The organism is Myroides odoratus, from assembly GCF_965118575.1.
Classification (GTDB): domain Bacteria; phylum Bacteroidota; class Bacteroidia; order Flavobacteriales; family Flavobacteriaceae; genus Flavobacterium; species Flavobacterium odoratum_B.
On sequence record NZ_CBCPHW010000005.1, the window covers coordinates 231441 to 251231 of the forward strand.

24 protein-coding genes are annotated in these 19791 nt (G+C 34.7%); 14 read left to right on the forward strand and 10 right to left on the reverse strand.

Annotation, left to right across the window (positions count from 1 at the left end):
• The first annotated feature begins 119 nt into the window (after positions 1 to 119).
• The 3 genes from ACMHJ2_RS06275 (at position 120) to ACMHJ2_RS06285 (ending at position 2583) form a co-directional block, all read left to right on the forward strand.
• Entirely contained in the window at positions 120 to 263 is a 144-nt protein-coding gene (locus ACMHJ2_RS06275; RefSeq protein ID WP_413512106.1) for a hypothetical protein, read from the forward strand.
• On the forward strand, positions 214 to 417 hold the full coding sequence (locus ACMHJ2_RS06280) for a hypothetical protein (protein WP_413512107.1): 204 nt from the start codon (positions 214 to 216) through the stop codon (positions 415 to 417). Before ACMHJ2_RS06275 ends, ACMHJ2_RS06280 begins: the two co-directional genes overlap by 50 nt.
• 387 nt (positions 418 to 804) lie before the next feature.
• A complete protein-coding gene (locus ACMHJ2_RS06285) occupies positions 805 to 2583 on the forward strand; it encodes a MutS-related protein (protein WP_413512108.1) in 1779 nt (592 codons plus the stop codon).
• 56 nt (positions 2584 to 2639) lie between these two features.
• Here ACMHJ2_RS06285 and ACMHJ2_RS06290 read toward each other — a convergent pair whose 3' ends face one another.
• Positions 2640 to 3452, reverse strand: coding sequence for a purine-nucleoside phosphorylase (locus ACMHJ2_RS06290; RefSeq protein WP_413512109.1), 813 nt, complete (start codon positions 3450 to 3452; stop codon positions 2640 to 2642).
• Entirely contained in the window at positions 3412 to 4449 is a 1038-nt protein-coding gene (gene lpxK / locus ACMHJ2_RS06295; RefSeq protein WP_413512110.1) for a tetraacyldisaccharide 4'-kinase, read from the reverse strand. The genes ACMHJ2_RS06290 and lpxK overlap by 41 nt, the downstream gene beginning before the upstream one ends.
• Positions 4450 to 4614: 165 nt before the next feature.
• On the opposite strand from lpxK, the gene ACMHJ2_RS06300 reads away from it, so the two are divergent.
• From ACMHJ2_RS06300 to rluF, 4 genes are read left to right on the forward strand one after another with little or no spacing between them, the layout of a single operon-like run.
• Positions 4615 to 5709, forward strand: a complete 1095-nt coding sequence (locus ACMHJ2_RS06300; RefSeq protein WP_413512111.1) for a Nif3-like dinuclear metal center hexameric protein — start codon at positions 4615 to 4617, stop codon at positions 5707 to 5709.
• 2 nt (positions 5710 to 5711) lie between these two features.
• Positions 5712 to 6494 (forward strand): zinc ribbon domain-containing protein, encoded by a 783-nt coding sequence (locus tag ACMHJ2_RS06305; protein ID WP_413512112.1) that lies wholly within the window; start codon positions 5712 to 5714, stop codon positions 6492 to 6494.
• 34 nt (positions 6495 to 6528) lie between these two features.
• Positions 6529 to 7356, forward strand: coding sequence for an alpha/beta fold hydrolase (locus ACMHJ2_RS06310; protein ID WP_413512113.1), 828 nt, complete (start codon positions 6529 to 6531; stop codon positions 7354 to 7356).
• 49 nt (positions 7357 to 7405) lie between these two features.
• Positions 7406 to 8299 (forward strand): 23S rRNA pseudouridine(2604) synthase RluF, encoded by an 894-nt coding sequence (gene rluF / locus ACMHJ2_RS06315; RefSeq protein ID WP_413512114.1) that lies wholly within the window; start codon positions 7406 to 7408, stop codon positions 8297 to 8299.
• Positions 8300 to 8319: 20 nt separating this feature from the next.
• Here rluF and ACMHJ2_RS06320 read toward each other — a convergent pair whose 3' ends face one another.
• Positions 8320 to 8937, reverse strand: coding sequence for a hypothetical protein (locus ACMHJ2_RS06320; RefSeq protein ID WP_413512115.1), 618 nt, complete (start codon positions 8935 to 8937; stop codon positions 8320 to 8322).
• A gap of 334 nt (positions 8938 to 9271) precedes the next feature.
• On the opposite strand from ACMHJ2_RS06320, the gene ACMHJ2_RS06325 reads away from it, so the two are divergent.
• The 5 genes from ACMHJ2_RS06325 to ACMHJ2_RS06345 all read left to right on the forward strand — a co-directional run bounded on the left by ACMHJ2_RS06325 (position 9272) and on the right by ACMHJ2_RS06345 (position 12626).
• Positions 9272 to 10897 carry a mechanosensitive ion channel family protein gene (locus tag ACMHJ2_RS06325; RefSeq protein ID WP_413512116.1) on the forward strand — a complete coding sequence of 542 codons (1626 nt, stop codon included), beginning with the start codon at positions 9272 to 9274 and terminating at the stop codon, positions 10895 to 10897.
• A 258-nt stretch (positions 10898 to 11155) separates the two neighbouring features.
• Positions 11156 to 11671: a GNAT family N-acetyltransferase gene (locus ACMHJ2_RS06330; RefSeq protein ID WP_413512117.1), complete on the forward strand. Its 516-nt coding sequence runs from the start codon at positions 11156 to 11158 to the stop codon at positions 11669 to 11671.
• A 95-nt stretch (positions 11672 to 11766) separates the two neighbouring features.
• Complete coding sequence (locus tag ACMHJ2_RS06335; protein ID WP_413512118.1) at positions 11767 to 12099, forward strand: DMT family transporter; 333 nt, start codon at positions 11767 to 11769, stop codon at positions 12097 to 12099.
• Complete coding sequence (locus ACMHJ2_RS06340; protein ID WP_413512119.1) at positions 12100 to 12495, forward strand: DUF4269 domain-containing protein; 396 nt, start codon at positions 12100 to 12102, stop codon at positions 12493 to 12495.
• 50 nt (positions 12496 to 12545) lie between these two features.
• Positions 12546 to 12626: a DUF4269 domain-containing protein gene (locus tag ACMHJ2_RS06345; RefSeq protein WP_413512135.1), complete on the forward strand. Its 81-nt coding sequence runs from the start codon at positions 12546 to 12548 to the stop codon at positions 12624 to 12626.
• Between the two features lie 2 nt (positions 12627 to 12628).
• Here ACMHJ2_RS06345 and ACMHJ2_RS06350 read toward each other — a convergent pair whose 3' ends face one another.
• The 6 genes from ACMHJ2_RS06350 to ACMHJ2_RS06375 form a co-directional block, all read right to left on the reverse strand.
• Complete coding sequence (locus ACMHJ2_RS06350) at positions 12629 to 13495, reverse strand: AraC family transcriptional regulator (protein ID WP_413512120.1); 867 nt, start codon at positions 13493 to 13495, stop codon at positions 12629 to 12631.
• A 132-nt stretch (positions 13496 to 13627) separates the two neighbouring features.
• Entirely contained in the window at positions 13628 to 14380 is a 753-nt protein-coding gene (tpiA, locus tag ACMHJ2_RS06355) for a triose-phosphate isomerase (protein WP_413512121.1), read from the reverse strand.
• A gap of 2 nt (positions 14381 to 14382) precedes the next feature.
• A complete protein-coding gene (locus tag ACMHJ2_RS06360) occupies positions 14383 to 14955 on the reverse strand; it encodes a TlpA family protein disulfide reductase (protein WP_413512122.1) in 573 nt (190 codons plus the stop codon).
• A gap of 12 nt (positions 14956 to 14967) precedes the next feature.
• Positions 14968 to 16047, reverse strand: a complete 1080-nt coding sequence (locus ACMHJ2_RS06365; protein WP_413512123.1) for an ABC transporter permease — start codon at positions 16045 to 16047, stop codon at positions 14968 to 14970.
• 7 nt (positions 16048 to 16054) lie between these two features.
• The gene (locus ACMHJ2_RS06370) at positions 16055 to 17155 is read right to left on the reverse strand and encodes a BT_3928 family protein (RefSeq protein ID WP_413512124.1); all 1101 of its coding nucleotides are present in this window, start codon (positions 17153 to 17155) and stop codon (positions 16055 to 16057) included.
• Between the two features lie 20 nt (positions 17156 to 17175).
• Positions 17176 to 17721, reverse strand: coding sequence for a DUF1599 domain-containing protein (locus ACMHJ2_RS06375; protein ID WP_413512125.1), 546 nt, complete (start codon positions 17719 to 17721; stop codon positions 17176 to 17178).
• Positions 17722 to 17847: 126 nt separating this feature from the next.
• Here ACMHJ2_RS06375 and folP point away from each other — a divergent pair, with 126 nt between their 5' ends.
• Together folP and ACMHJ2_RS06385 are read left to right on the forward strand one after the other, a co-directional pair.
• Positions 17848 to 18672, forward strand: coding sequence for a dihydropteroate synthase (folP, locus tag ACMHJ2_RS06380; RefSeq protein WP_413512126.1), 825 nt, complete (start codon positions 17848 to 17850; stop codon positions 18670 to 18672).
• The gene (locus ACMHJ2_RS06385) at positions 18669 to 19277 is read left to right on the forward strand and encodes a hypothetical protein (RefSeq protein ID WP_413512127.1); all 609 of its coding nucleotides are present in this window, start codon (positions 18669 to 18671) and stop codon (positions 19275 to 19277) included. The genes folP and ACMHJ2_RS06385 overlap by 4 nt, the downstream gene beginning before the upstream one ends.
• Positions 19278 to 19280: 3 nt before the next feature.
• Here ACMHJ2_RS06385 and rlmH read toward each other — a convergent pair whose 3' ends face one another.
• Positions 19281 to 19754 (reverse strand): 23S rRNA (pseudouridine(1915)-N(3))-methyltransferase RlmH, encoded by a 474-nt coding sequence (rlmH, locus tag ACMHJ2_RS06390; RefSeq protein ID WP_413512128.1) that lies wholly within the window; start codon positions 19752 to 19754, stop codon positions 19281 to 19283.
• Between the last annotated feature and the right edge of the window lie 37 nt (positions 19755 to 19791).

A 19791-nucleotide genomic window follows, 5' to 3' on the forward strand; every position in this document is an offset into this window, starting at 1 on the left:
TAAGTAATTAAATCGAATAGTTCATTTCTAAACGAGCTCTTTTTTTTGAGAATATCCATAAGAATAGGGATATAAAAAACGTTGAAATAACGGTATGTTTAAGCAATAAAAAATCGAGTATGAAACAAGAAGAAAACACAACCGTAGACCTTCAAGAAAAATGGTTTACGCAAGGAGAAAAATATGCGAAAGCAATTAATGAAATGGTTGCTTTTGGAAAAAAACGCGGTTGGGATCAGCGGAATAGCGGTATCAGAAGATGAAAAAGTACTGTGGGTGGGAACCCATGCAGGAGCACTTCACAAATTAATTGTAGATAAAGGAGTACGCGATACCCATACCATCGGCACAAGCCAATTATTTGAAGAATTTCGCCTTTTAATTTGGAAGGATGAACCTCAAGTGTGGCAATGGTAATTAAAAATAAGAAAATAAAGGGTGAAAAAATAGTAGGTTGAAGTACCGTATAGCCAATCCAACAAACCATTCAATCGACCGAAAAAGAGGTACAACGCCAAGTGTAGTACTCGAAATAAGCGCCTCTAAAACGCAAAGAAGCCTTGTTACCACCGAGGCAAGGTTTCAACCTATGAGATTTATTGAAAAGGGAAGCGTACAGTAGTCCTGTTATAAAATGGCAGTATCTATCTTAAAGATTTAGTTTTTGGATAAATAGCTATAATTATTTCTTTTATATATGAAATTCACTGCGATTCGTTGAGTTAAGAATAGCAGTACACTTCCTTTATATGTATATTTGTTAAGAACAATTGAATGAATATATTTAAAACCAAAAGATAAAGAATGGAAATTTACGCCAAGAGACATTCCTTTTTTCAACATAAGTACAATGAAATAAGAAAGAAGTATAAAATAGTAGGAGCCCTGCGATTAGTCGCATTTTTAGGTATTGTTTATTGTTTCTATTTGTCTGTTTCTCGTGCAGATTATCACTATTTATATGTAACAGGAGGTCTAATTGTTGTATTTCTTATTTTCTTGCGTATCCATGCCTCATATTCCTGGAAGATGCGATATGCAGAAGCGTTGATGCAAATCAATCAAGAAGAAAATGACTTTATAAAAGAGGATAAATGGCCTTCAGATCAGGGTACGGAGTTTCATACGCCCGATCATCCCTATGCTTTTGATTTAGATATTTTTGGACCTAAATCCATCTACCAATACCTTAATCGAACGGCTTCTTATAAAGGAAAAGAATATTTAGCTACCCTTTTAAAAAGTAGGAGTAACAAAGAGGATATCCTCAAAAATCAAGAGGTGATTAAAGAATTATCTCAAAAAGTAGAATGGAGGCAAGAAATTTACGCGTATAGTAAATTATCCAATTTAAGTAAAGAATCCTATGAACGCTTGAAGGCTTGGAGTCAATCTAAAGTTACTAGTTTAAGTAAAGTCTCCTTAGTTTTAGCATATGCATTGCCTTTGATTTTTGCAGGAGCATCAATCGGTTTGTTGGTTGATTCTTCCAATATCCTTTGGGGATATGTAGCATCTACCGCTTTCACTTTCAACTTGATTTGTGCATTAGCCAAAGTGCGTACCATACAAATAGAATTAGGAGGCGTTGAGAAAATTCACGAAACAATAGAAAGTTATAGTGCTATTAGTAAGCGCATTGAAAAAGAAGAATTCGCAACAGAGCGAATGAAAGACTATCTAAAAGAAATAAAAAGCGATTCATTTAAAGCAAGTGTTGAACTGAAAAAATTGTCGCGATTATTTGAACAATTAGAAACCGTGGCCAATCTGTTTGTATCCATTTTATTCAACGGATTATTTCAATTTCACGTCCATGTATTGCATAAATTCTTAACGTGGAAAAAAGAAAAGGGGCATTTAGTTGAAAAAGTGATTGATATTGTAGGTGAAATAGAAGCGTTCAACTCACTAGGAAACTTTTCATATAATAACAGAAGTTACACCTTTCCGGTTTTAAACGACTCCCAAAAAATGACCTTTCAAAATTTAGGTCACCCTTTGTTGCATGCAACAAAACGCGTAACCAATGATATTGATTTTTCGGAACATCGTTTTGTGATTCTTACCGGATCCAATATGTCTGGAAAGAGTACTTTTTTGAGAACGATGGGTGTAAACTTAGTTTTAGCAGGTATTGGAGCGCCTATTTGTGCAACAAAAGCCACATTTTTCCCGTTGCCTTTATTGGTATCCATGCGATTAACAGATTCACTCGATGACAGTGAATCCTATTTCTATGCTGAGGTAAAACGATTGAAAATGATTATTGAACACGTGCAACAAGAATCGTGTTTTGTACTATTGGATGAGATACTAAGAGGAACCAATTCAGATGATAAGCAAAGCGGAACAATTGGCGTAATTCTAAAGCTTATTCGCGAAAAAACCTATGGTATGATCGCCACACACGATTTAGAAGTGTGTAATACAACCCACGCTTATCCTTCCATTTTGAGTAATAAATGTTTTGAAGTGGAAATTAACCAAGACGATTTACACTTTGATTATAAAATACGAGACGGAATTTGTCAAAATAAAAATGCAACCTTCATTATGAAGAAAATGCAGATTATCGATTAAAAAAAGGCTAGCAATTTTAATTGCTAGCCTTTTTTTATATGCGATAAACGGTTCTATTATAATTTCTCTACTAAAGCATTGATTAAGTCACGAGCGATAGGTTCAGCAGCTTGTACAGCTTTTAAAACTTCGTCGTGGTTTACATCGGCAATTCCATCTTCATTCCCCATATCAGAAATAACTGAAATACCAAAGATTTTCATATCCATATGGCGCGCTACAATTACTTCAGGTACGGTAGACATTCCTACACAATCTCCACCTACAGCACGTACCATTTTATACTCCGCTAAGGTCTCAAAAGTAGGGCCTTGTAATCCGTAGTATACCCCTTCTTTAATATCGTAATTCTTTGCTTGTGCAATTTCTTTTGCTTTTTCAATAATGCTTTTGGTATATACCTCATTCATGTTTACAAAACGAGGACCGAAACGCTCGTCATTATGTCCACGTAGCGGATGATCAGGAAACGCATTGATATGATCTTTAATAATCATAATATCTCCCACTTTAAACGAAGGATTTACTCCACCTGAAGCATTTGAAACAATAAGGGTATGCACCCCTAAGTACTTCATAACGCGGATAGGAAAAACGGTAGTTTTGATATCATAACCTTCATAGTAGTGAAAACGACCTTGCATAGCAACAATCTTTTTTCCTCCTAAAGTTCCAAATATCAAAGCTCCCTTATGACCTTGAACCGTAGATACTGGGAAATTGGGAATATCAGCGTATGAGATTTCATGCTCAATAGCAATATCGGCTGTTAAATTTCCCAATCCTGAACCTAAAACAATACCAATTTCAGGTTTAAAATTTGTTTTTTCAATGATGAATTGAACCGTTTCTTGTACTTTCTCCCACATAGTTTAAAATTTTTGAATCAAAAGCTTCGCCATTATTTAGAAAAGCCGTTTGAATAGGTAAATAATATAATTGACTTTCAGGAAGAAGACCTTGGAGTCGAACGTAATCCTTTTCCGTTGTGATGATATTCTTTCCTTTTGCTGTATTTAAAATTAGTTCAATATCAGTGGACGAAAAATGATGGTGGTCAGGAAAAGTTAAACACTTCGTTGTTTCCTTTTTTAAATGATCAAAAAAGGATTGCGGTTTTGCAATACCTGCTACTAAAATAAAATCGTCTTGAATGAGTTGGTTAACCTCCACTGCATCAGACTTTGAATATGCAATTTTACTAAAATCAATATACGTAAAAAAAGACAATTGTCCTTGCTTTAAATGTAAATGTTGTGTTATGCTTTTTTGCTGTGCTACGCTTAGGTCCTTCGGGCATTTGGTCAGGATAATAATATCTGCACGATCTGCGCCTTTTCGCGATTCCCTTAAATTTCCTGTAGGCAATAAAAAATCAGTATAATACGGTTCATCATAGGTAGTTAATAAAATATACAAGCCCCCCTTAAAAGCCAAATGCTGAAAGGCATCATCTAAAACAATAACCTCCGTTTGCGGTTGACGTGCTAAAATAGTTTCAACTCCATGTACGCGCTTCGCATCCACAGCAACTTGGATGTTATCGAATTTACAGTGGTACTGAAAAGGTTCATCGCCAATTTGTTCCATGGTTGTTTGCGCATCCGCTAAGAAGAACCCTTCGCTCTTTCTTTTATACCCTCTACTTAAAGTAACCGTTTGATAGTGATCTTTTACTAAGCGAATAATATATTCTACCATCGGTGTTTTCCCCGTTCCGCCAACACTTAAATTACCCACTACAATCGTGGGGATTTCAAAAGAAGTACGTTTAAATATACCTAGGGCATACAACCAATTTCGCACGCTAGTAATGCATCCATATAGCATAGCAAAAGGAAAAAGTAAAAGGCGTAGTAATTTCATAGTACGAAAGTATCAATTTTTTTAGCGTTTAGAAAGAAATAGGTGCAATCGTGTTTGTGTTTTTTGATTTGATAGCATTAGGAAGGAGAGTGCAAATAAAGAAAAGGGAGTAATTTGCTTTTCGTATCTTTGATAAAATAAACAAGAGCAGCACTAGAATTGAATATGAAAATAAAAAATATTATTCCCATTTTGGAAGAATTAGCTCCTTTGAGCTATGCCGAAGATTTTGATAATGTAGGCTTATTAGTAGGAAGCTATGAGCAAGAAATAAATGGAATCTTAGTTTGTCATGATGCCTTAGAAGCTGTTATTGAAGAAGCCATAGAAAAGAAATGCAATTTGATTGTTTGTTTTCATCCGATTTTATTTTCGGGTTTAAAGAAAATTACGGGAAAGAATTATGTGGAACGTGCCGTAATTAAAGCGATTAAAAACGACATTGCTATTTATGCCATTCACACCGCTTTAGACAATCACCAAGAAGGAGTAAATAAAGTTTTCTGTACGACCTTGGGCATAGAGAATCCTCAAATTCTTATTCCCAAAGAGCATTACATTCAAAAGTTAGTTACTTATGTTCCCATCCAAGATACAGAAAAAGTGCGTCAAGCCTTGTTTGCCGCAGGAGCAGGAGCTATAGGCAATTATGACCATTGTAGTTTTGTATCCGAAGGCAAAGGGAGTTTCAAAGGCAATGAAAAGAGCAATCCTGTAATAGGGCAGGCGGGAGTAGAGGAAGAGGTCGCAGAGCACAAAGTAGAAGTAACTTACGAGAAACATTTACAAGGAAATATACTGCGCAATTTGTTTGAAGCTCATCCCTATGAAGAAGTGGCCTATGAAATTTACAACTTAGTAAATCAATTGCAAAACGTTGGTATGGGGATGATTGGCGAGCTAAAAGAACCGATGGAGGAGCAAGCTTTTTTGCAAATGGTCAAAGAAAAAACGGGTACGGGGGGTATTCGCCATAGTGCTTTATTGAATAAACCAATAAAAAAAGTAGCCGTTCTCGGTGGTTCGGGAAGTTTTGCTATTAAAGCTGCTTTACAACAAAAAGCAGATGCTTTTATCACTGCAGATTTAAAATATCACCAATTTTATGAAGCTGAAAATCAATTGGTTTTAGCCGATATAGGGCATTTTGAGAGTGAAAGATATACAAAAAATTATATAGTTGGGTTTCTTTCAAAAAAAATGACTAATTTTGCAGTTATTTTATCAACAGTAAATACGAATCCAGTTAACTACTTATAACGATGACGAAGAAAAAAGAATTAACGGTTGAAGACAAATTAAGAGCGCTTTACGACTTACAATTGATTGACTCAAGAATCGATGAAATCAGAAATATGAGAGGAGAGCTACCTCTTGAAGTTGAAGACCTAAGAGACGAAGTTGCTGGACTTAACAAACGCTTAGAGAAACTTCATGTAGATTTAAATAGCATCGAGGCTAGTATTAAAGAGAAAAAAATAGCTATTGAAGACTTTAAAGAAGCAATCAAAAAGTACACTGAGCAACAAAATGAAGTAAAAAATAACCGTGAATTCAACTCTTTAGAAAAAGAAATTGAATTTCAAAAGTTAGAAATCGAGCTTGCTGAAAAACACATTCGTGAAATGAAGGTGAGTATTGAAAGTAAAAAGAGTAACATTGAGCAAACAGATGAGCGTTTAGTTGCACGTAATGCACACTTTAATCATATTGAAGGTGAGTTGAAAAACATTATGTCTGAAACAGAACGTGAAGAGCAAACGTTACTATCTAAATCAGAAGAATTCAAACAAGACATCGAAGATCGTTTATTGAATGCTTATACAAGAATTAGAAAAGGGGTTAAAAACGGATTAGCAGTTGTGTCAATCGAAAGAGGAGCTTCTGTAGGATCATATTTCACTATTCCTCCACAAACGCAGGTTGAAATTGCAGCCCGCAAAAAAATCATCACTGATGAGCATAGTGGTCGTATTCTTGTTGATAGCGCTTTAGCTGAAGAAGAAAAAGAAAAAATTGATGCAATCATTGCAAGTTTAAAATAATAGTAAAGCCTCTTCCAAGAGGCTTTTTTTATTTATGGAAAAAGGAGTAGGTATTTTAGTAAATTTTATGAGCTTTTTCGCTTTGAATAAGGCAGTATATTGGGTGCATAAATTTTTCGCTACACCTCGCAAAGGGAAATTGAATAAGCACCACTTACCACTCTTTCTTCAAAAGGCAACGCCGAGTTTTTTTATTTATAAAAATGAAAAAGTATATACCTATCAATGGAATAGCCAAGCCCTAGATAAACCACTCCTCTTATTGATTCACGGATGGGAAAGCAATAGCGCAAGATGGGAAGCCTTACAAACCTATTTAGGAAGCGATTTTCGTTATGTAGCCTTTGATGCTCCTAGTCTAGGACAGAGCTATGGCAGAAACTTAAGCGTAAAGAATTACCAGGAAGTAATTGATTTAGCAATCGAGAAATTCCAACCACAAGGAGTCATTGGGCATTCTTTAGGTGCTTTTACACTCTTTCAACAATTGAGTGAACAAATCTATCCCTCTGTTGAAAAGGTGGTTATAATGGGAGTATTTGATCGTTTTGAAATAATTCTGTCGCACTATTTTAAATTACTGGGATATAATAAACGCTTAATCAAGGCGTATCGATACCATATTGAACAATGGATAGGTAAACCCTTGGCTGTGTATTGTAGTTCTAAAGCTTTAGAAACCGTAGATATTCCCGTATTGTGTATCCATGATATTCAGGATCCACAAGTGTTCTATCAAGAAACCGTTCATTTTCATCAGGCGCTTCAAGTCAAAAATAACCGCGTTGTCTCAACCACAGGTCTGGGACATAGCTTGCAAGATGAAGGTGTTTTTGAAACAATTCAAGCGTTTTTCAAGTAGAATGTATTTCTTTGTTTAACTAACGAAATTTATTATTTACTTTTGCGTTATGGAAAATCAAGAAACGCGTTTAAATAAATATTTGTCAGAAGTTGGTTATTGCTCCCGCAGAGAAGCAGATCGATTAATAGAAGAAGGACGCATTACAGTAAATGGAATATCACCTGAATTGGGGCTAAAAGTAACCGATGCAGATGAAATTCGAGTGAATGGAAAATTAATTCGACAAACCGACGAAGCATTTGTTTATTTGGCTTTTAATAAACCCGTGGGAATTGAATGTACAACCAATAAAAAGGTAAGAGATAATATCGTTGATTTTGTCAATTACCCAAAGCGTATTTTTCCAATAGGACGTTTAGATAAAGACAGTGAAGGTCTAATTATTATGACGAATGATGGGGATATCGTAAACAAAATTTTACGCCAAAGGAACAACCATGAAAAAGAATACATCGTGACGGTAAATAAAACAATTACCGACCGATTCATTCAGCGCATGGAACAAGGGGTACCTATTTTAGATACGATGACCAAAGAATGTAGAGTTGAACGCATTAGTAATACCGTATTTAGAATCTTTTTAACGCAAGGTTTGAATAGACAAATACGCCGTATGTGTGAGTATCTAGACTATGATGTTGTAGCTCTTAAACGTATTCGTATCATAAATATCAGTTTAGACGTTCCAGTAGGTCAATATCGCGAGATTACGGCTACAGAATTAGCAGAATTAAATCGCTTAATTGAACCCTCTAGTAAAACAGAAGATGAAAATACAGCTGACGAAAATTCAAGACAAGAAACAACAGATACCCATACGAATTTCGACAAAAGAGAAGAAAATAGACCGAAAAAGAGGTTTGAAAGAGAGCGAAATAGCTCTAAACCGACAGGTCCAAAACTTAGAAATGAAAGAATTTCAAAAAGAAGAGAGAATTAATTTAATTCTCTCTTCTTTTTTTATTCTGGATATTCATTGTGAAATTTAAGTAAACGAAAGAGTGTCAGGATGATATTGGAGCTATCCTCTTTGGTTTTCACTAATGGGCTCCTTTTTGTTGCTTGAAAAGGAATTACTTCTTGATAAGCATAGATTTTACCTTCGATTTCTTGCTCATTCAAAAAGGTAGCTTCCAGTAAGATAGGTTCATCCCTAGAAAAGGAAGATAATACAAATCCATCCGCAGTAAAAACACCTTCAAATCCTTGTTGATAATTCGCTCGACCAACTAAAAGGTGATCCGTTTGGGAAATTTTAATTTGACTTAATTTGTAATACAGATCAAGATTCGGACTTGAAGTAGCGGGTAGGAAACGAAAAGCCCAACTTCCAGTTGGATTATATTTACTCATCGTTGAGGTTTGTGGAAATCGCGGTTCTTGCGTTTGAATGGCCACAAAAATCGCTCGATAACCGTATGCGTTCAACGGAACACTATCTAATTTGAAGATAAGAGGTATCTCTTTGTCTGCTATTTTTAAAATAGCTTTCCAGCGAATAGGCGACGATAAGTCCTCCTTATTTTCAATCCCATCGGTACATCCTATAGATAGAAAGCAAAATAGACTGATACTCAAAAATCGATAATAGTATTCATAGTTTTAGATGTATTGATTCAATTCCATTTTTATCCCAATAAGCAATATAACTTTCTAGTAAATCAAGTAGGATAGAGGGATAAATTTTTTGTCTTTATTCAGTTGGAGCCTAGCTCTTGTTGTTGTTTATTTAAATAGAACGTAAGGAATAACGAAGTTACTACATGCTTTGGCATTTATAAATGAGATTGTGTTAATAGGTTTTTTATCAATCTGTTAAATGAGAAATGAGAAATAGTTTAGAATTGCCAAAATAAGATTTCACATTCGAAATTTTCCGTTAAATTTGTTATGATATTTTAGACTTTAACTAATGAGAAATTATCTGATGAATATTCGTTTTTTAATCCTATTGTCTCTGGTTTTGATAGGGTGCAATTCTTGGGCTAAAAATAAAAAACCTGCTATAGCAGAAAAGGTAGAAACAGTTCAACCTGCTTTTATTGTATTAGAAAAAACACCTGTTATTGTTTTTCACGATACGCTGTTTAATGTGTATGGAAATATAGGTTCATTTACATCCAATCAACGCGCCAAATCAATAGAGAAAAAGATTGTGATTTTAGCAGATAATTATTTGTTTGAAGGAGATTCTATTAAGTTGGTTGATACGGGTAATTACCTCAATTTGATGTATGAGAATGAAATATTAATGAGCGTGGATACTATTCAAGCGACGCAAGAGAATAAAACAAAAATTCAAGCAGGTCAATACTATAAACAACAAATTATCGCTTCGGTCGAGTTACAACAGTATAGTACAAGCTGGCAGCAGGTACTCTTGCAAATAGCGGGGACGCTTGGAATTATAGTTGCAGAAATATTTATTATCAAGTACCTCTACTATTGTTATCGAAGAGCGAAGGTCATAATTTGGAAACAACGCGGAAAAAAAATCAAGGGAGTATTCGGAATTATTGACGACCATAGAGCCATGTTGATGACTATTTCTATCGCTAAAGTGATTCGTTTTTTAGTGATATTGATTTTCTTGTACATAGGATTATTAGCCATTTTTAAACTATTTCCCTTTACCAAACACATTTCAGATCAGTTACTAGATTATGTTATGTCGCCATTGAAATCCGTTGGAAGAAGCATCAAAGCCTATATGCCGAAAATGTTTACAATTTTAGTAATTGTGATTATCTTTAAATATATACAAAAGTTTGTACGCTCTTTGGCGGAGAAAATTGCTACCAATAAAATATCTATCAAAGGGTTTTATCCCGATTGGGCATTTCCAACCTACAATATCATTAGTGCCTTGATGTTTATCTTTATGTTCATTTTGATATTTCCCTACTTGCCCAACTCTGATTCTTCTATATTTCAAGGGGTATCTGTATTTGCGGGGATTGTGATATCTTTAGGATCCACGTCAGTTATTGGCAACCTAGTAGCTGGACTTGTTATTACGTATATGCGTCCTTTCAAAATTGGCGATCGAATCAGATTAGGTGAATATACAGGGGATGTTTTGGAAAAAACAGCCTTAGTAACCCGTATTAAAACACCTAAAAATGAAATAGTTACTATTCCAAATTCGAATATAATGTCGGCACATACGGTAAACTACTCTCAATCAGCTAAAGAACACGGATTGATTTTGCATACTACTATTGCTGTGGGCTATGATGTACCTTGGCAAAAAGTACACGAAATGCTATATGAAGTAGCTAATCGAACCGAACACGTATTAAAGCGTCAAAAACCTTTTATTTTACAAGATCAGTTTAGAGATTTTTACGTAGATTATCAGTTAAACGTTTATATTAAAGAAGCTAAATTAACGGCTAAGATTTACTCTGATTTACGTCAACATGCCCAGGATGTATTTGCTGAAAACAACATCGAAATGGCATCTCCTCATTACATTATTACTCGAAACGTAGATGGAAATCACACCACGATTCCTCCAAAATATGTAAAAAATTAATCAGAATAGAAGTGTATTGCACTCGAGTGCACGCCATAAGGAAATTGAAATCAAAGTTTATAGCATTGGAAAAAAGGCGCTTTTGGCGCCTTTTTTAGGGAATAGAAATAGGCTAAATTTGAAAAATAAAGGTATAAGTGTAAAGGAAGTGGTAAGTATTCATTTATTTGTAAAGGTTATTTATTAGTGGTTTTTTTGTGGAATTAACGTTGTGTGACTATTATTTTATTAAATTAGTAAGAAATACAAAAAACAACTATGACTACAATAATAGAAACAGAACGATTAATTATTCGAGAGATTACTAGAGAAGATGCACAGGGAATTTACAATTTAGACAGTGATGAACGCGTAGTAAAATATGTTGGAAGTTTGGTCATTACCTCTATGGAGGAAGCCAACGAAATTATAGATTTTATAAAGAAACAATACGATGATTTTGGAATTGGTCGTTGGGCAATAATCGAAAAAAATACCAATGAATTTATCGGTTGGTGCGGATTTAAACTTGTTGAAAATGGTCTAAATGGCTTGCGTGAGTATTTAGATTTGGCCTATCGTTTTCGCGTGGATGCCTGGGGAAAAGGATATGCAACTGAGGCCGCTCAAGCTTGTTTAAAATACGCTGCAACCCATTTTGAACAACATCCTATTTATGCCGTTGCAGAAGTTGAAAATGAAAGCTCTAAACGCGTCTTAGGTAAAATAGGCTTCCATGCTGCTTATACCTTTGATTTAGATGGTATTGATCATTATTGGTATATGAGAGAATAGCGTAGGGTACCAACTTATAAAGACATAAAATACAAAAGAGATTTATTTTATTTCAGTAATCTAGTTTACCTTTGCCTCTTTAATCTAAATAAGTTGTGAAAAATTTTCTCTTTCTCCTTATCGCTATCGTAAGTGAAGTGATTGCTACAAGTGCCTTAAAGGCTTCTAATGAATTTACTAAAATTATTCCTAGTGTCATTACGGTTGTCATGTACGCGGTAGCTTTTTACTTCTTGAGTTTAACTTTGCGTACAATTCCCGTAGGAATTGCTTATGCTATTTGGTCGGGAATTGGTATTGTATTGGTTACTGTCGTTGCGATTGTTGCTTACGGACAAAAACCTGATTTACCAGCAGTAATTGGTATGGCTTTTATTATTGTAGGGGTTGTGATTATCAATCTATTTTCAAAAATGAATGCCCATTAAATGAGGGTTGATTTTTTTTCTTTAGCTTATTTAAAAACGGGTACACCCAAACAACAAGAAGTGTATCAGGTCGTAACCTCACATCGTATTTTGGAGCAATTAGATGGTTTTACACCTGTAGTAATTGGTACATTTCCCTTAGATATTGCAATTGAAACGAGTGATATTGATATTGCTTGTTGTTGTGAAACGGTAGAACTATTTCGTGAAGTAGTACAGGCGCATTTTAAGGCATATGAAGACTTTACAGATTCGATAGTGTCTATACGTGGTCAACAAGCTTATGTAGCTAATTTTACACTAGCTAGTTTTCCCATCGAAATATTTGCCCAATCCATTCCAGTGAGACAACAATATGGGTATCGCCATATGTGCATTGAATATGATATACTATAGCAAGAAGGCGTGACCTTTAAAGAAAAAATAATGCATGTAAACAAACAGGTATGAAAACAGAACCTGCCTTTGCAAGCCTACTCAATTTACAAGGAGACCCGTATGAAAGCTTGTTGCTGTATCCAATTTAAAATTAAGAGGCAATCTCCAGAATCTCTTCTCTAAATTGTAGGGGCGTTTGTTTAACGTATTTCTTAAATAAACGAGAAAAATACGTATGATCTTCATACCCCAACTCAAAAGCAATTTCCTTTACAGACTTCGTTGTATAAAATAACAGGCGTTTGGCTTCATCTATAATCGATTTTTTAAGCCAATGACTCACTGTTTGTCCTGTTGTTTTCTTTACGCAATCATTCAAATGAGCTGGTGTAATAAACAATAAATTTGCAAAATAAGAAGGTTGTCTTAAATGCGTTTGAGTCGTTATTAAACGTTTAAATTTAGACGTAATTACATTGGATTGATTGATACTTGAAACTTCAGGTAGCTGTGTGGTTGCTTTAAACAAAGCGCCAATTTTATAAATTAAGGCCTGAAATAGACCCTTGGTGATTTCAGCTGTATATTCTTCTGTTTGTGTTTCGTACTTTAAAAGTAGATGAATAGTCTCTAAAAGTACCTGATTAGCCTCTTTTTTTAAGGGAATGCGCTGTTGTGTATTGGGTAAGTTAAATAGCAAATACGTTAAGTCATCGGGAATTCTAAAATCTTGTATGCTTAAAAAATAAGCTGATAAATCTTCACTATAATTCTCAACGGTATGAATTTGATACGGTTTAATAAGAAATAAATCTCCAGTTTGCAAGGCTGTGGATTTTAATTCACAGTTTACTTGAAAAGTTCCATTCAAAACGAGAATCAAAACATAATAGTCATCCCGATGGGTTAAACCGACAAGGCCCTTGTGAAGACTTTGTGAGGCTAATTCTTTTAAAAAAAAACCATTTTTGACTGTTTTATCTTGACTGTGGGTTAGTATATCTTGATTATATTGCATCGTACTCTTTTTATTTCGGGTAAACAAAGATAGGTAAATTATTTAGAATGTTTATAAATAGTTTAATAGTATCCAAAAAAATAGCCTATCCGCTTAGGATAGGCTATAGGTATATTTGGATTAAAATTTGTGTTATAGCGCTTCTACAATAGCGGCAAAATCAGCTGCAATAAGAGCTGCACCACCAATTAAACCACCATCAACATCGGGTTTTGAAAATATTTCTTTCGCATTACTTGGTTTTACACTACCTCCGTATAGAATAGAAGTTTTGTCAGCCGTAGATTTATCGTATTTTCTATCAATTTCTTGACGGATAAAAGCGTGAATTTCTTGCGCTTGATCAGGTGTAGCCGTTTCGCCAGTGCCAATAGCCCAAACGGGTTCATACGCTAGTACGACGTTACTCCATTGTTCTTTTGATAAATGAAACAAACCATCTCTTAGTTGATTAAAGATAACATTTAAATACTGTTTGCTTTCTCTATCCTTTAATTCTTCCCCTATACAGAAAATAAGGCGCATATTGTGTCTTAAGGCTGTATTTACCTTATCTGCTAAAATAGCATCTGTTTCCTTAAAGTAATGTCTTCTTTCTGAATGTCCAAGTATTACCGTTTCAACGCCAACACTAAGTAACATTTGTGCGGAGATTTCTCCCGTAAAAGCACCCCCTTCAGCTTGATGCATATTTTGGGCAGCCACTTGAATGTTCGTTCCTTCCAAATGTACCACAGCACTCGCTAAATTAGTAAAGGTAGGGGAAACAATAACTTCAACTTCTTTACCCGTAGGTAATTGCTCAATTAATTCATCTAATAATGCATGGGTTTCTGAATAATTTTTGTGCATTTTCCAGTTCCCAGCAACAATTTGCTTTCTCATAATTATTGTATTGTTTTTAACAAGGCTTTTATCTCTTCAAAGTTTTTCTCTGTAGCATTAAAAAGCTCAATTTCTCCTTCTTTATTGACAAGGATATAGCGTGGAATCCAATTAAGTTGGATAGCTTGACCAAAAACCCCTTTCATGCGTTTTTCATCCTCAAGATAAAAATGCTGTCCTTCAATTGCGTGTTTTTCAATCGCCTCTTTCCATTTTTCTTGTGATTTATCTAGCGATAAATTGACAAACGCAACAGTTGGAAAATCAGCTTTTATTGTTTTGATTTCAGGTAAAGCCTTAATACAATCTGGGCACCATGCAGCCCAAATATCGATCATAATCACTTTTCCTTTATTTTGAGCTAGGATTTCTTGAAAAGAAATCGTTCCTCCCTCAAGTTTGTGAAATTCTTGATTAAGTGCTTCTTGTGCAAACTTTGTTGCAGCTGTTTTTTCTTCCGCTGGAGCTACTTCTGTTTTTTCTTCTGTCGAAATAACTTCTAATTTTTCGGTTTGTTGCTTACATGCCGTAGCTGTAATAGCTAGTATAGAAAGGGATATAAAAAGTTTTTTCATAGTTTGAGATATTTATTCATTTAACTTTACTCTAGGATCTAAATAAGCATAGATCAAATCTACTAAAATTGTTACGATTACAAAAGCAGTGGCAATGGTTAATACAGCCCCCATAATAATAGGTAAGTCTAACGTATTGAGTGCTTCAACTATTTCTTTGCCTAAGCCATTCCATCCAAAAATATATTCGACAAAAACAGCACCAGCTAACATTGAAGCAAACCATCCCGATAGGGCAGTGACTACAGGATTAAGCGCATTTTTTAAAGCGTGCTTGTAAATAACCTGAGTCATACGCATTCCCTTTGCTTTAGCAGTGCGAATATAATCTAAACTCAAAACTTCTAAAAGAGAATTTCGCATGAGTTGTATCACCACAGAAAGCGGTCTGATACCCAAAACTACAGCGGGTAAGATTATATTACGTATCGCTAAGTAACGACCATTCCCATAGTCATCTACCTCATATAAGCTACCCGTCATAGGCAATTGCGTATAGGTGTGTAAGAGATAACCAAATACCCAAGCAAATAAAATGGCACTAAAAAAAGAAGGAATACTCATTCCAAACGTACTGACAATCGAAATAAAACGATCCAGCCACGTATTGACATAGAGTGCCGAAACAATGCCTAATAGAACTCCAATAAAAAGAGCGATGCCTATAGCAACAAGAGCCAATAAAACAGTATTGGGTAAAGTCTCCGCTAAGATACTACTGACAGTTTTGCCATTCTTCTGAAAACTCTCCCGCAAATACGGAACTTTAAGCATCAATTCGGTCTGTGCAAGGGGTAGTAAAACAACCCCTTCATATTTATTTGCGTGGCGAAAACTATACGCATCAGGATCTGTGCTGTGTAAAGAAATAGGAGATAAATCATTCAGATACAAAAGGTACTGTTTGCTAACTGGTTGATCAAATCCATATTTCTTTTTAATAGCGGCAAGTTGTTCTGCATTTTCATTTTGATCTAACATCATACGAGCGGGATCCCCTGGTAAAATGTTAAATAAAAAGAATACAACACTTACTACTCCCCAAAGTGTTACTAAGGCATACCCCAGTTTTTTGATGATATAAGCCAACAAAATCTTTTTATTTTAAGGTAACTTGATTGCGGTCTTTCCAGTGTTTTTTCTGGACGATAACTCCCTGTTCTAACACAACAATACTAGGACTGGCTCTTTCAATCGTTTTTAATGTTGTTGCATCTGAGCTATAATAGGTAAAAGGCAACTCGTATTTCTTAACTACATCTTCAATGATTGCCGTGCTTGAAGCAGTTAATCCGGCTACAACGTATCCTTTTACTATGGCTTTGTTTGCAAAATCTTTCATGACTTTTAAACCTTCTGCATCTGCACGTTCTAAATCATACGAAATAATCCATATTAATTTTGGCTCTTGAAGCATTTGAGTTAAAAATTCTTCCCCATTTAAGTCCATAGTTAAATCGTGAATTTCAGGTTGGTAACCTTCACTCAATTGGATATCTTCTCTGCGTAAAAACTCAGCTCCTTCTGGAATATTTCCCAATTCTTTATCGGTAAATTTCTCTTCTTTTCCATTGACATTATAATAGAAGGTCATTTGATATTCCGCTTTTGGAGCATCAGCAGGAATTTCCATTCCTTTTTGAATGTCCGTTCCAACTTTATAGGCTCTAAAATCTTTTAAAGGTAAATGATTTAATACCCAATACCCCATAAAACAACATAAAATGAGGGTAATCATTAGAATCAAATTATTCGTTTTTGTTTTGAATATGGGCTGGATGAATGTTTTATATTTGATAAGAATCAAGATGAGAATAAATAATACAATATCTTTTGTAAAAGAACCCCAAGGAGTCAAAGGAACAGCATCACCAAAACAACCACAGTCCGTTACTTTGTTGAAGTAAGCAGAATAAAAGGTTAAGAAAGTGAAAAACAAAATCATTAAAAACAATAAAGTCAAAGTCAATTTACGCAAAAAACCAAGTAATAAGGCTACACCTAAAATAACTTCTGCAATAACCAAAATAACCGCTAATGAAAGGGCATAAGGCGTTAAAAAAGGCAAGTTTAAAACGGCTTCCGAAAAATACTCTTCTAATTTAAAAGAGAAACCAGTGGGATCATTCAGTTTTACTAAACCGGATAAAATAAATAATACGCCTACAAATATGCGTGATAGTTGCGTTATAATTTTCATAACTTTGGGTTGATGGTTATTTATTCAGTTACTATTCCAAGGTGGATTAAGGCAAAAACAGCATAGTTTAACATATCTTGGTAATTGGCTTCAATTCCTTCCGAAGCTACTGTTTTTCCGTTGTTATCTTCAATTTGTTTGACGCGAAGTAATTTCTGCAAAATTAAATCCGTCAGGGAGCTTACCCGTAAGTCGCGCCAAGCTTCTCCATAGTCGTGATTCTTGTTTTCCATTAGCGTCTTGGTATCCAAAATGTTTTTATCGTACAGTCTCTCAACCTCTTCAGCGGATAAATCAGCATATTTACCTACACCAATTTCAGCATTAATGAGAGCCATAACGCAATAATTAATAATACCAATAAACTCAGGAACTTCTCCCTCATCTACTTTGCGCACCGTGTTTTCTTGAATACTTCTCAAGCGTTGGGCTTTGATATAAATTTGATCGGTTAAGGAGCTTAAACGCATGATGCGCCAAGCACATCCATAATCGTGCATCTTTTTTTGAAATAACGATTTGCAAATTGCAATTACCTGATCATATTGTATAGAAGTCGTATTCATTTAAACTATCTTTGTAATGGATTATTCCTCAAAAATAGTAATAATACTATGGCATTGAAAAAAATGTTACATCTTTTGAAGAATTAAATAACAATAAAAATAAGACAAAATATTGAATTGTGCTGTATGACAATAAATTGTAAGGGAGAATTAATTGATTTATCTATTCCTCGAATCATGGGAATTTTGAATATAACCCCAAATTCTTTTTACGATGGAGGAAAATATAAGACAGATTTAGATTTTTTAAACCAAACCGAAAGAATGCTCAACGAAGGCGCAGATTTTATTGATCTGGGTGCCTATTCTTCCAAACCGAGTGCTGAATTTGTTAGCGAAGAAGAAGAAATTAAGCGACTCGTTGAGGTAGTGGCTTTATTGGTAGATAAATTCCCCAATATTAAATTGTCTATCGATACTTTTCGCTCCCAAGTTGCCAAGCGAGCCATTGAAGCAGGAGGTGCCCTAGTAAATGATATTGCAGCTGGAATATTGGATGAACAAATGATAGAGGTAGTAGGAAAACTACAAGTTCCCTATATTATGATGCATATGAGGGGAAATCCAAAAAGCATGCAAAGCCTGACTGACTATAAAGATTTGATTTTGGATATGCGTTATTATTTTTCTGAACGCTTAGCGAAAGCCAGAGAAGCAAAGATTAATGACGTGATTTTAGATCCCGGTTTTGGATTTGCCAAAACAATGGAACAAAATTATGAATTGATGGCTAAATTGGAACATTTTCACTGTTTTGATTTGCCTTTATTGGTCGGGATATCCCGTAAATCAATGGTGTATAAACTCTTGAATTGTACGCCTCAAGAAGCACTCAATGGCACAAGTGTTTTGAATACAGTTGCTTTGCAAAAAGGAGCACATATCTTACGTGTTCACGACGTGAAAGAAGCAAATGAAGTTAGAAAAATTTTAAAACAATTGATGATATGAGAAAATTACTGTTTGTATTACCTTTTCTTTTGCTTTTTTTGAGCTGTGATAAAAAAGAAATGAAATTAGCCCGTGCTGCCTATACTGTGGAAGAAAGTGTTGAGGACCATTCTGCCATTTACATTGAATTTGCAGAAGATGGGATTCACCCACAATTAAATGATAATAATAGAATAGGGGGAACGAACTTTATTTTTCATATCGAAAGAGAACTAAATGCAAAAGAAGTTCTAGAGCTAGTCGCTGAAGTGAAAAGTAAAAAATATGACAAAACGAATATGCATACCGATGATAAGGACGTCTTTTATAGTTATGCAGATACGGTAAACAAGCATTTGTCTTTCTTTCCTTTTAAAGCTATAGCGTATGTGTTTGAGCGTCCTAGTTCAACCGCTAATTTAGTATATGTGAATGCATCTAATGATTTGTTTTTTGAAGGAAAAGCAATCGATAGAACTAAATTGCCAGAAGCTATTCAAGGAAGAGATAGCCTGCAATTGGGATTTAGTAAAGAACTAAATTTTGAAAAGTATTTGCAAATGCGCGTTTTACTAGAAGAATTGAAAGTTCGACCTCAATTTTTAGATCAAGATAAGATATATTAAATATTATTGATGGTGATAAGGCTCATTGCGTAAAATGGTAAAACCGCGATAAAGCTGCTCAATAACAAATAAGCGAATCATTTGATGGGAAAATGTCATTTTTGAAAATGATATTTTCCCTTTTGCGTTTTTATAAACCTCTTCTGAAAATCCATACGGGCCGCCAATGACAAAAACTAAAGTTTTGATTCCGGCATTCATCCTTTTTTGGAGCTCTTCCGCAAAATCAACACTTGTAAAATCTTTCCCTTTTTCATCTAGTAAAACCAGAAAATCCGTAGGAGTAAGCTTACTCAAAATAAGTTCGCCCTCTTTCTGTTTCTGTTGGGCTTCGGATAGATTCTTAGCATTTTTTATATCAGCAATCACTTCCATTTCAAATTTGACATAAAAAGACAAACGTTTGATATAGTCATTCATTAAAGTTTGTAGTTCTTTATTATCTGTTTTGCCAATGGCGAGTAATTTTATATTCATCAGAAAAGTAAATTTGCCGCAAAGGTAGTATTTTCCT